The sequence below is a fragment of the Staphylococcus sp. IVB6181 genome (genome assembly GCF_025561445.1).
Taxonomy (GTDB): domain Bacteria; phylum Bacillota; class Bacilli; order Staphylococcales; family Staphylococcaceae; genus Staphylococcus; species Staphylococcus simulans_B.
On sequence record NZ_CP095096.1, the window covers coordinates 1,455,769 to 1,468,250 of the forward strand.

The following is a 12,482-nucleotide window of genomic DNA, read 5'->3' on the forward strand; positions in this document are numbered from 1 at the left end:
CTATGTTTACAATCGATTTTTCTGACCATACTGATGAAGTAAAAGAAGAATGGTATGAACAAATAGAAAGCTTGCTTAATTTTGCAAAAGAACAAGAAAACATAGAAGATGATGCGGAACTTTCTGTTACATTTGTAGATCAAGCAGAGATTCAACAAATCAACCGCGACTATAGAGATAAAGATAAAGTTACGGATGTTATTTCTTTTGCGTTAGAGGAAGATGAACCTGAAATCGAAGGTTTGGATATTCCGCGTGTTTTGGGCGATATCGTGATTTGTGCTGATGTCGCTAAGACACAAGCAGAACAATATGGTCATTCTTTTGAAAGAGAACTTGGTTTTTTAGCACTTCATGGCTTTTTGCATTTATTAGGATATGATCATATGAATGAAGAAGAAGAAAAAGAAATGTTCGGCAGACAAAAATCAATTCTAGATGCTTACGGCTTAACGAGAGATTAACAATGAAACGGTTTATATATCCGATAGAAGGACTTGTCACGATTTTAAAAAAGGACCGCAATTTCGTATGGCATGTAATGATTGCCTTTATCGTGGTAATTGCGGCTTTCTTTTTTAAGATTAATCGTATCGAATGGATCGCAGTTATCCTCTCTATTTTTATGGTTTTAGCGTTTGAAGCAATCAATACAGCAATTGAATATGTTGTGGATCTTGTAACGGATGAATATCAACTCTATGCCAAGCACGCTAAAGATATTGCTGCTTTAAGTGTACTTTTAGCTTCAATAGCTGCAGCTATTATAGGTCTGATTATTTTTATCCCTTACATTCTAAGTCTAATATAAAGGAGATAGAAAATATGGCTTATAGTCAAAATCATTTTAACAAAGTCAGAGAAGCACAAAGTCGTGCCTATGCACCTTACAGCAACTTTAAAGTAGGCGCTTATTTAAAAACGAAAGATGGTAAAGAATTTTATGGCGCTAATGTAGAAAACGCGGCATATGGAGAAGCAATCTGTGCTGAGCGTTCCAGTTTAGTTGCCGCAATCAGCCAAGGCTATCGACCAGGTGATTTTGAGTCTATCACAGTAACGGTAGATGCTGAATCGCCTTCTTCGCCTTGCGGGGCATGTCGACAAGTAATCAAAGAATTATGCGATGATGATATGCCGATTTATTTAACCAATCATAAAGGCGACATGATTGAAACTACTATCAGCGAACTACTCCCACTAGGTTTTTCAGGAAAGGATTTGAATTTATGACAGAACACAAATCAGGATTTGTCTCTATTATCGGCAGACCTAACGTAGGTAAATCTACGTTTATGAATAGAGTGCTAGGACATAAAATTGCAATTATGTCAGATAAAGCACAAACAACAAGAAATAAAATACAGGGTGTTATGACAGAAGATGATGCCCAAATTATTTTTGTGGATACACCAGGTATTCATAAACCAAAACATAAATTAGGCGATTATATGATGAAAGTTGCTAAAAATACTTTGTCAGAAGTCGACTCTGTTATCTTCATGGTAAATGCGGATGAAAAGATCGGCAGAGGCGACGAATATATTATGGAAATGCTGAAAAATGTTAAGACACCTGTATTTTTAGTAATTAATAAAATCGATTTGGTCCACCCAGATGAAATTATGCCGATTATCGAAAGTTATCAAGAACATATGGAATTTTCAGAGACAGTTCCAATGTCTGCACTTGAAGGACTTAATGTCGAACACTTTATCGATGTACTTAAATCATATTTACCAGAAGGTCCGCAGTACTATCCTGATGGCCAGATTTCAGATCACCCGGAACAATTTGTAGTAAGCGAATTAATCAGAGAGAAGATCTTACATTTAACAAGTGAAGAAATTCCGCACTCTATTGGTGTCAATGTCGATAGAATGGCTAAAGAATCTGAAGATAAAGTACGCATTGAAGCCACAATCTTTGTTGAACGCGACTCTCAAAAAGGGATTGTTATCGGCAAAGGCGGTAAAAAGCTGAAAGAAATCGGTAAACGTGCACGATTAGATATTGAACATCTTCTCGGCTCAAAAGTATATCTGGATTTATGGGTAAAGGTCCAAAAAGATTGGAGAAACAAAGTCAACTTTATCCGTCAAATGGGCTATATCGAAGATCAAGATTAATAATAGAAGGTCGGTGGTACCTTTTATGTTAGTGAAACAAAAAGGAATAATTATTAAGACGGTTGATTATGGAGAATCTGATAAAATCATTACGATTTTAAGTGAAAGCGGCGCAAAAATTCCGCTTATGGTCAAACGTGCTAAAAAAAGCCGCACAGGTATGCAGGCCAATACACAAATGTTTGTTTACGGATTATTTATCTATGCGAAATTAAGAGGATTAGGTATTTTGAATTCCGTGGATGTCATCAGTCAGAATTATCAATTACGCTTAGACATTTATGAAAGCAGCTATGCTGCATTGTGTACTGAGGTCATTGATAAATCCATGGAGGAAGAACAAGTATCAAAGTTCAACTTTCAATTATTGGACTTCTGTCTTGATAGGATTGCACAAGGCTATAGTTCGCAACTCATGTCTGTTATTGTCTTATTGAAGAAAATGCCGGAGTTTGGTTTTACAATTGCATTCAATCAGGATGTGTTAAACGGTAATACCGATCAATCTGTTTTAAGCGGCTATAGCTTTAAGTTTCATGGGGTCATTGCACAAGAAAACTTTGATAAAGATGAACGTGCAATTCCTATATCTAACAAAACGTTCTATTTGTTAGATGTATTGCAAAAGCTGCCGATAGATAAAATGAATGCTTTAAAGATTCATCAAACGATTGTAGATGAGATGTCTGAACTTTTGATTATGTTGTATAGAGAATATGCAGGTGTTTTCTTTAAAAGTCAAAAGCTGATTAACCAGCTGCATCGTTTAGAATCTCATAATAAAAAATAACAAGCGTATCGCAAATCAGCGATACGCTTGTTATAGTCTATAGATACAATTAGAATTTAACTTTTTCAGCTAAGAAATCATTCAATTCTGAGATAGGCATACGGACTTGTTCCATAGTGTCACGTTCACGAACAGTAACTTGTTTGTCTTCTAATGAATCGAAGTCAAATGTAATACAGTAAGGTGTACCGATTTCATCTTGACGACGGTAACGTTTACCGATTGATTGAGATTCATCAAAGTCTACTGTAAAGTCTTCACTTAATTGTTCGTAAACTTTAATAGCTTCCTCAGATAATTTTTTGCTTAATGGTAAAATAGCTGCTTTGTATGGTGCTAGGGCAGGGTGGAAGTGTAATACAGTACGTTCGTCTTTACTGCCTTCAACACCTTCACGGTCATAAGCATCGCATAAGAATGCTAATGTAACACGGTCAGCACCAAGTGATGGTTCAATACAATATGGGATGAATTTTTCATTTGTTTCAGGATCATGATATTTAAAGTCATCTCCTGAATACTCACTATGTTGTTTCAAGTCGTAATCTGTACGGCTTGCGATACCCCAAAGTTCGCCCCAACCGAATGGGAATTTGTATTCAATATCAGTTGTCGCATTTGAATAGTGAGATAATTCATCTTCATCATGGTCTCTTAAACGAAGGTTTTCATTTTGAAGACCAAGGTCTAATAACCATTTTTCCGCAAATGTTTTCCAGTAATTTTGCCATTCGATTTCTTCACCAGGTTTGCAGAAGAATTCTAATTCCATTTGTTCGAATTCACGTGTTCTGAAAATGAAGTTACCCGGTGTGATTTCGTTACGGAATGATTTACCGATTTGACCGATACCGAATGGTAATTTTTTACGCATAGAACGTTGTACGTTTTTGTAGTTAACAAAGATACCTTGTGCAGTTTCCGGACGTAAGAAGATTTCGTTAGTTGAGTCTTCAGTTACACCTTGGAAAGTTTTGAACATTAAGTTGAATTGACGGATATCTGTCCAGTTTGCAGTACCGCTTACAGGATCTTTGATGCCTTCTTCATCGATAATACGTTTCATTTCATCAAAGCTTAAACCGTCTGCGATGAAGTTTTCGTCGCCTTTTTCGTTTTGCACATAATCTTCGATTAATTTATCTGCACGGTAACGAATTTTACTGTCTTTGTTATCGATCATCGGATCGTTGAAGTTGCCTAAGTGACCTGATGCTTCCCAAGTTCTAGGCTTCATCAAGATCGCAGCATCTAAACCTACGTTATATGGTGATTGTGAAATGAATTTTTTCCACCAAGCACGTTTAATATTATTTTTTAATTCAACACCTAATGGACCATAGTCCCAAGTGTTTGATAAACCACCATAAATTTCACTGCCTGGGAATACAAAACCTCTGTGTTTAGCCAGTTGTACTACTGAATCCATATCTTTTGCCATAAAAAAACACTCCTCTTTAATAATAAAAAACTCGTCCCAAGATAACGGAAAATAAATTCCGAAATCTTGGGACGAGTTTAATATTTCATAATTCATAATCATAAAAATAACCCGCGGTTCCACCCAAATTAGTGAAGACACTCGCTTAGTTTATATAAGTTTTTAGGCCAATTTTATTGTTAAGCTCGCACCATCCTTAACTCGCTTCAAATTTAATTCTAATGCATCACAAAATTAAAGGCAAGTGTTTACATACATTTGTAGAGCAATTCGATTACAGTTATAATATGAATTGTAAGTGTGAAGGGGTGAAGACATATAGAACTGAGTAACAGGCAAAGCGAGATTATAGAAATAGTGAAGCATAACGGGCCGATTACTGGGGAGAAGATTGCCGAACAACTAAGTTTAACGAGAGCGACGTTAAGACCTGACTTAGCAATTTTAACAATGTCTGGGTTTCTCGAAGCTAGACCTAGAGTAGGTTACTTTTATTCTGGTAAGACAACAAATCAATTATTAACAGAAAAACTGCGCCAATATGTTGTTAAGGACTATCAATCATTACCGATTATTTTAAAAGGCGACATTTCTGTTTACGAAGCAATTTGTACCATATTCCTTGAGGATGTGAGTACATTATTTATAGTCAACAGCAATAATGATTTTATTGGTGTGTGTTCAAGAAAAGACTTACTCAGAGCATCTATGATTGGTGAAGATATACATACTATGCCAGTCAGCGTCATTATGACAAGAATGCCGAATTTAACACACGTCCTGGAAAACGACTTAGTCGTATTAGCTGCACAGCTTATGATAGAAAAAGAAATTGATTCTTTACCAATCGTTCGTGGTAAAGAGAATGGTAAGTTAGAAGTAATTGGACGTATTTCAAAAACTACGATTACAAAGCTATTTGTATCAATTTTTGATGAGTAGGAGAAGGATTTCATGCAAAAGATAAAAATAATAATTGCATCTGATTCGGTAGGAGAAACAGCCGAACAAGTTGCAAAAGCTTGTGTTTCTCAATTTAATTCCAAAAGATTTCAAAGTGAAGTCGTACGTTATCCATATATTGAAACCAATGAAAATGTGGATGAAGTCATTGAAGTCGCAAAAGAGAATGAACTGAATATTGTAGTCTTCACATTAGTCAAACCCGATATTAAAGAATATATGGAAAATCAACTTGCGGAGCATGAAATCAAGCATGTTGATATTATGGGACCGCTAATGAACATTTTAACTGAAGAAATCGATGAAAAACCTTATTATGAACCGGGCATTGTCCATAAACTTGATGAAGCATATTTCAAGAAAATAGAAGCGATTGAATTTGCGGTTAAATATGACGATGGCAAAGACCCTAAAGGATTGCCAAAAGCAGATATAATATTAATTGGTATTTCTCGTACTTCTAAAACACCTTTATCGCAATTTTTAGCACACAAACGTTATAAAGTGATGAACATACCGATTGTTCCGGAGATTAATCCTCCAGAAGCTTTGTTTGAAGTCGATCCAAAAAAATGTATTGCTTTAAAAATCAGTGAAGAAAAGCTGAATATTATTAGAAAAGAACGTTTAAAACAATTAGGATTAGGCGATTCTGCAAGATATGCGACAGGCCAACGTATCCAAGAAGAGCTCGATTACTTCGATAAGGTTGTTGAAAAAATCGGCTGTCCTGTCATTGATGTTTCTGACAAAGCTATCGAAGAAACAGCAAATGACATCATGTATATCATTGAACAAAACAAAATGAATAAATAAACTGCCGAATACGCTGATACTGCACTATCAGCGTATTTTTTAAAAATGAGCGAATAACTTTTAATTTTTATAGAAAATGATATAATAGTATGACTAATGTATATAGGTGGTTAGTGTGCGAATAGAGCAATCAGTAATAAATGAAATAAAATACAAAACAGATATTCTGGATCTTGTAAGTGAATATGTGAAATTAGAAAAAAGGGGACGCAATTATATCGGTTTGTGTCCTTTTCATGATGAAAAAACACCTTCATTTACTGTTTCTGAAGATAAGCAGATCTGCCATTGCTTCGGTTGTAAAAAAGGCGGCAACGTCTTCCAGTTCACACAAGAAATCGAAGGCATTTCGTTTGTCGAGGCTGTTAAAGAGCTTGGGGAACGGGTAAATATAAAAGTAGATGTCGGCAATTCAAATGAACAAAACCAGATTGCTTCAGATGATTTAATGATGATTAAAATGCATGAACTCATGCAAGAATATTATCATTATGTCTTAATGAAAACTGTAGAAGGCGAGAAGCCGCTTGAATATTTGAAATCAAGAGGATTTTCAGAACAGCTTTTAAGAGATAGAAAAATCGGTTTTGCGCCTGACAACTCTCATTTTTGTCATGATTTTTTACAAAAGAAAGGATATGATATTGAGTTAGCGTATGAAGCTGGCTTACTTTCTCGGAATGAAGAAAACTTCAGTTATTATGACCGATTTAGAGATAGAATCATGTTTCCTTTACAAAATGCGCAAGGCAGAACAGTAGGCTACTCAGGACGAACATATAAAAATCAAGAACCTAAATACTTGAATAGTCCTGAAACACCTATTTTCCAAAAACGCAAATTATTGTATAACATCGATAAAGCACGAAGAGTAATTAGACAAAAGAACGAACTTATTTTGCTCGAAGGTTTCATGGATGTCATTAAAGCTGATAGTGCAGGGGTTAAACAAGTTGTTGCGAGTATGGGAACTCAAATTTCTCAAGAGCACATTGCATTTATTAAAAAGCTTACATCTAATGTGACTTTGTTATTTGACGGCGACTTTGCCGGACAAGAAGCAACTTTGAAAACAGGTCAGCAATTACTTGAACAAGGACTCAATGTCTTTGTCATTCAGCTGCCATCTAAAATGGATCCGGATGAGTATATTACTAAATACGGGGAAGATGCATTCAATAAATATATCGACCATGAAAAACGTGTATTTGTCTTGTATAAGGTCAACTTATTCAAAGATGAAATTGCACATAATGATATGGCCTACGAAAAATATTTAAAAGAAATAACAGATGATATTTCTTTAATGCCGTCAGGGATTTTACAGAAAAAAGTATTGCAAGACGTTTCTGAATTGTTTAAAGTTAGTTTTGATAGTCTAAATAATGAAGTGGTAAAGCATAATCATCAAACATTTCAGCAAGTTCCGTCTGCACCGCCTGTATTCAAGCAGCAGAAATTCACTAAACAAGAAGATGCAGAGCGTAAATTATTGAAACATTTTATGTTCAATAAAGACGTATTTCTTGAATATAGTAAACAAGTCGAAGCAGATGACTTTACAAACCAACAATTTAAGCGTATATTTAATATTTTGCATGACTATTATACTGAGAACGAATATTATGACTTAAGCACTGCATTATTGTATAGCGATGGGGAGACAGATCGTGAAACATTAATAGCGTTAGACAATCTCTTACTTAACAACAATCCCTATGAACATGAGCTTGATGAATATATTCAAATCATTATTAACAGCCGCAATAATGAATCAGCTGAATCACTCAATGAAAAATTGCGTGAAGCTACAAGAATCGGCGATAAAGAATTGCAAAAATATTATTTGCAAAAAATTGTAGCATTAAATCAAAAACGAATGAATTAAAATAAAAACTATAAGAATCATTAATAGCGTTGACCTAGGTTAACGTGTTGTGTGCGTATATTAATTTTGGGAGGCCTTTTTATGTCTGAAAACCAAGTAAAAGTAGTTAAAAAACAAACCATCGATCCGACATTAACTTTGGAAGATGTAAAAAAACAATTATTAGAAAAAGGGAAAAAAGAAGGTCATTTAAGCCATGAAGAAATTGCTGAAAAACTTCAGAATTTCGATATGGATTCAGATCAAATGGACGAATTTTTTGATCAATTAAATGATAATGATATCAACCTAGTTAACGAAAAGGATAGTTCTGATACAGACGAAAAATTGAATCCTAACGATTTAAGTGCCCCTCCAGGTGTTAAAATTAATGATCCGGTCCGCATGTATTTAAAAGAAATCGGAAGAGTAGACCTTTTAAATGCACAAGAGGAAATCGAACTTGCGAAAAGAATCGAGCAAGGCGATGAAGTTGCAAAAGCACGCTTAGCAGAAGCCAACTTACGTTTAGTTGTAAGTATTGCCAAAAGATATGTAGGTCGCGGAATGTTATTCTTAGACCTTATTCAAGAAGGTAATATGGGCTTAATCAAAGCAGTAGAGAAATTCGACTTCAGCAAAGGGTTCAAATTCTCTACTTATGCGACATGGTGGATTCGTCAAGCCATCACACGTGCTATTGCCGACCAAGCTCGTACAATCAGAATTCCGGTGCATATGGTTGAAACAATTAATAAATTAATCCGTGTTCAACGTCAATTGCTTCAAGACTTAGGTCGTGACCCAGCACCTGAAGAAATCGGAGAAGAGATGGACTTACCGCCTGAAAAAGTACGTGAAATCTTAAAAATAGCTCAAGAGCCTGTATCATTAGAAACACCGATTGGTGAAGAAGACGACAGCCACTTAGGCGACTTCATTGAAGACCAAGAAGTACAAAGTCCATCTGATCATGCAGCTTATGAGTTATTAAAAGAACAATTAGAAGATGTATTAGATACATTAACTGACCGTGAAGAAAATGTATTAAGATTACGTTTCGGTCTTGATGACGGACGTACAAGAACACTCGAAGAAGTAGGTAAAGTCTTTGGTGTTACAAGAGAACGTATTCGTCAAATCGAAGCTAAAGCGCTTAGAAAGTTAAGACATCCAAGCCGTAGCAAACGCCTTAAAGACTTTATGGACTAATTAAGTGAAAATAGCGAGACAATAAGCTGAAAATGTTTGGCTGACGAAGGCCAGGAAGTATGGAATTCACCTACAGTCAATCGAATTTATTGCTTGTTGTCTCGCTTTTTATGTTAGAGAGGTACAAACATGATTGTATTAAACCAAAGATTAACAGCAGTAAGTAAATATATCACAGGCAGTACATTAGCTGATATCGGTTCAGACCATGCCTATTTGCCGATATACGCTATACAAAACGCATTATGCGCTTCTGCAATAGCCGGAGAAGTTGTTAAAGGTCCATTTCAAGCCGCGCAAGAGAATGTTAAAAAATATGGCATGGAAAAAGTAATTGATGTTAAACTTGGTAATGGATTAAATGTATTAGAAATAAATAATGATATCGACACGATAACAATTTGCGGAATGGGCGGTCCGTTAATCGCTGATATTTTAGATAAAGGCAGTGAAAAGCTTGGTAACCATCCGCGCTTAGCTTTGCAAAGCAATATTCAAACGTCAGCTTTAAGAAAAACATTAATGCAATTAGAGTATCATATTGTTGAAGAAGAAATTATGGAAGAAAAAGGGCATATTTATGAAATTGTGATTGCTGAATATGGGCCACAATCGATGGATGAATATGCATTGAAGTTCGGCCCGAAACTATTGGAGAATAAAACTGCAGTATTTACAAAGCATTGGCAACGAGAATTAGATGCTTTAGAGAATATCAAAAAGCATTTAGATGAATATAAACATAAAGACCGTTTAGAACAAATTGATCGTGAAATTAAACTCATTCAAGAGGTGTTATAATGAAAACTTCAGAATTACTTTCTATTATTAACCAGCATGTACCTTTTGCTTCTGCGGAATCATGGGATAATGTAGGTTTATTAATCGGAGATACCAATCAAGAAGTCAATGGCATTTTAACAACATTGGACTGCACATTTGATGTAGTAGATGAAGCGATTGAAAAAAATATTAATACAATTATTGCACACCATCCGCTTATCTTTAAAGGTGTTAAAAATATTAACGAAGGCGGTTATGGTACAATCATCCGACGTTTAATTCAAAACAATATTCAACTGATAGCACTGCACACAAATTTAGATGTATACCAATATGGTGTCAACGCAATGCTTTCAAAACGAATCGGTATTAAAAATGCAGAAATCTTAGAACCCCAAACAGAAAGCTATTATAAAGTTCAAGTATTTATCCCTGAGGAAAATGTAGTTGAGTTTAAAGATAAAATGAATGACCAAGGGTTTGCTTCTGAGGGAGATTATGAATATTGCTTCTTCTCAACTAAGGGCGATGGACAATTTAAACCTGTAGATGGTGCTAATCCTCATATTGGACAACTTAATGACATTGAGACGGTAGAAGAAGTCAAAGTTGAATTTATGATTCAAAATAACGAACGCGCTAAAGCAGAACATTTCATCAATGCACTGCATCCATATGAGACACCTGTTTATGATTTTATACCTTTAACAAAATCATTGAACCGAGGTTTGGGTATGATTGGCGACTTGCCTGAACAAACTACATTAAAAGCATTAGCTTCAGCTATTAAAACACAATTGGATATTCCAAGTGTCAGATTCACAGGCAATCCTAATGCATTAATTTCAAAAGCTGCTGTGATTGGCGGTTCTGGTATCGGTTATGAACAATACGCACACCAAAAAGGTGCAGATGTCTTTATTACAGGAGATATTAAACACCACGATGCCTTAGATGCAGAAATCGATGGTTATCATTTAATTGATATTAATCATTATAGTGAATATGTGATGAGAGATGGATTAAAAGCATTGCTGGATCAATGGCTAGAAGGCAAAGTTGACAATATCGAAGCATCACATTTAAACACTGATCCGTTTAATTATGTATAAATCAAAGAAAAGGAGGGATTTTAATGGCCGTAGAACATCCGTTTAACCAATTTGAGCTTAGTTCACAATTAATTGACGCTGTAAAAGACTTGAATTTTAATCAGCCAACTGAAATCCAACAAAGAGTAATACCTAAAATTTTGAAAGGGAACAACATTATCGGTCAGTCTCAAACTGGTACTGGTAAATCACATGCATTCCTTTTACCGCTTATGGAAGGCATCGATCCAACGGTGCAAGAGCCGCAAGTAATTGTAGTAGCACCGACAAGAGAATTGGCGCAACAGCTATTTAATGCTGCACAGCATCTTGCTCAATTTAAAGATGATGTGAAAGTATCATTATTTATCGGCGGTACAGATTTCGAAAGAGATAAACAGCGCTGTAATATTCAACCGCAACTCGTTATCGGTACACCGACTAGAATCAATGACTTATCTAAAGATGGCACTTTGCATGCACATCTTGCACATTACCTCGTTGTTGATGAAGCAGATTTAATGATTGATTTAGGTTTAATTGAGGACGTAGACCATATTGCAGCACGCTTGGATGAAAATGCGCATATTGCAGTGTTCAGTGCAACGATTCCGAAGTCATTACATCCTTTCTTAAATAAATACTTGAACCAGCCTGAATTAATCGAAGTTGATAGTAAAACACAAAACAAGAAAAACATCGACTTCTATTTAATCCCGACAAAAGGTGCGTCAAAACTAGATAAAACAAAAGCTTTGATTGATATTGTTAATCCATATCTTTGCCTGATTTTCTGTAATAGCCGAGAAAATGCGGATGAACTTGCGGAAGCGTTAACCGCTGATGGTCTGAAAATCGGTATGATTCATGGCGGATTAAGTCCACGTGAAAGAAAACAGCAAATGAAACGTATTCGTAATTTAGACTTCCAATTTGTGATTGCCAGTGATTTAGCTTCTCGCGGTATCGATATTGAAGGTGTCAGTCATGTTATTAACTATGATGTGCCTAAAGATATTGATTTCTTCACACACCGTGTGGGCCGTACAGGCAGAGGACAGTATAAAGGCGAAGCATTTACACTTTATACACCTGATGAAGAGGATTTAATCGCAGAAATCGAGAAAAAAGGCTATCACTTTAAAGATGTCGATATCAAAAACGGCGAGTTAGTTGAAATCAAAGCACACAATACGCGTAAAACAAGACAAAATAAAGATGATCACTTGACTACACAAGTCAAACAGAAAATCAGACGCGGCAATAAGAAAAAAGTTAAACCAGGTTATAAGAAGAAGTTCAAAAGAAAACTTGAGCAAGCAAAACGTCAAGAACGTAAACAATACAGCAAGCGCAAAAACAGAGAGCAGCGTAAAAACAAGTAAAGGAT

The 12,482-nt window shown here is 35.5% G+C and carries 13 protein-coding genes; 12 read left to right on the top strand and 1 reads right to left on the bottom strand.

From position 1 onward, the window contains the following. Positions 1 to 2 precede the first annotated feature (2 nt). From ybeY to recO, 5 genes are read left to right on the top strand one after another with little or no spacing between them, the layout of a single operon-like run. Positions 3 to 464, top strand: a complete 462-nt coding sequence (gene ybeY / locus MUA90_RS07100; protein ID WP_114603257.1) for an rRNA maturation RNase YbeY — start codon at positions 3 to 5, stop codon at positions 462 to 464. 2 nt (positions 465 to 466) lie between these two features. Beyond that, positions 467 to 811, top strand: a complete 345-nt coding sequence (locus MUA90_RS07105; RefSeq protein WP_262585961.1) for a diacylglycerol kinase family protein — start codon at positions 467 to 469, stop codon at positions 809 to 811. A 14-nt stretch (positions 812 to 825) separates the two neighbouring features. Then, on the top strand, positions 826 to 1,233 hold the full coding sequence (cdd, locus tag MUA90_RS07110) for a cytidine deaminase (RefSeq protein ID WP_105992672.1): 408 nt from the start codon (positions 826 to 828) through the stop codon (positions 1,231 to 1,233). Beyond that, entirely contained in the window at positions 1,230 to 2,129 is a 900-nt protein-coding gene (gene era / locus MUA90_RS07115) for a GTPase Era (protein ID WP_262585964.1), read from the top strand. The genes cdd and era overlap by 4 nt, the downstream gene beginning before the upstream one ends. 25 nt (positions 2,130 to 2,154) lie before the next feature. Continuing rightward, the gene (gene recO, locus MUA90_RS07120) at positions 2,155 to 2,919 is read left to right on the top strand and encodes a DNA repair protein RecO (protein ID WP_262585965.1); all 765 of its coding nucleotides are present in this window, start codon (positions 2,155 to 2,157) and stop codon (positions 2,917 to 2,919) included. A gap of 49 nt (positions 2,920 to 2,968) precedes the next feature. Here the strand turns inward: recO and MUA90_RS07125 are convergent, their stop codons facing one another. After that, the gene (locus tag MUA90_RS07125) at positions 2,969 to 4,360 is read right to left on the bottom strand and encodes a glycine--tRNA ligase (protein ID WP_262585967.1); all 1,392 of its coding nucleotides are present in this window, start codon (positions 4,358 to 4,360) and stop codon (positions 2,969 to 2,971) included. Positions 4,361 to 4,678: 318 nt separating this feature from the next. Here MUA90_RS07125 and MUA90_RS07130 point away from each other — a divergent pair, with 318 nt between their 5' ends. The 7 genes from MUA90_RS07130 to MUA90_RS07160 all read left to right on the top strand — a co-directional run bounded on the left by MUA90_RS07130 (position 4,679) and on the right by MUA90_RS07160 (position 12,477). After that, positions 4,679 to 5,302 (top strand): transcriptional regulator CcpN, encoded by a 624-nt coding sequence (locus tag MUA90_RS07130; protein ID WP_105992676.1) that lies wholly within the window; start codon positions 4,679 to 4,681, stop codon positions 5,300 to 5,302. 12 nt (positions 5,303 to 5,314) lie between these two features. Next, positions 5,315 to 6,139, top strand: a complete 825-nt coding sequence (locus tag MUA90_RS07135) for a pyruvate, water dikinase regulatory protein (RefSeq protein WP_262585969.1) — start codon at positions 5,315 to 5,317, stop codon at positions 6,137 to 6,139. Between the two features lie 115 nt (positions 6,140 to 6,254). Next, on the top strand, positions 6,255 to 8,027 hold the full coding sequence (gene dnaG / locus MUA90_RS07140; protein WP_262585971.1) for a DNA primase: 1,773 nt from the start codon (positions 6,255 to 6,257) through the stop codon (positions 8,025 to 8,027). An 81-nt stretch (positions 8,028 to 8,108) separates the two neighbouring features. Further along, positions 8,109 to 9,218, top strand: a complete 1,110-nt coding sequence (gene rpoD, locus MUA90_RS07145) for an RNA polymerase sigma factor RpoD (RefSeq protein WP_105992679.1) — start codon at positions 8,109 to 8,111, stop codon at positions 9,216 to 9,218. A gap of 129 nt (positions 9,219 to 9,347) precedes the next feature. Next, complete coding sequence (locus MUA90_RS07150) at positions 9,348 to 10,019, top strand: tRNA (adenine(22)-N(1))-methyltransferase (protein WP_262585973.1); 672 nt, start codon at positions 9,348 to 9,350, stop codon at positions 10,017 to 10,019. Beyond that, the gene (locus tag MUA90_RS07155; protein WP_262585975.1) at positions 10,019 to 11,113 is read left to right on the top strand and encodes a Nif3-like dinuclear metal center hexameric protein; all 1,095 of its coding nucleotides are present in this window, start codon (positions 10,019 to 10,021) and stop codon (positions 11,111 to 11,113) included. Before MUA90_RS07150 ends, MUA90_RS07155 begins: the two co-directional genes overlap by 1 nt. A 23-nt stretch (positions 11,114 to 11,136) precedes the next feature. Continuing rightward, a complete protein-coding gene (locus MUA90_RS07160; protein WP_262585977.1) occupies positions 11,137 to 12,477 on the top strand; it encodes a DEAD/DEAH box helicase in 1,341 nt (446 codons plus the stop codon). The last annotated feature ends 5 nt before the right edge of the window (positions 12,478 to 12,482 follow it).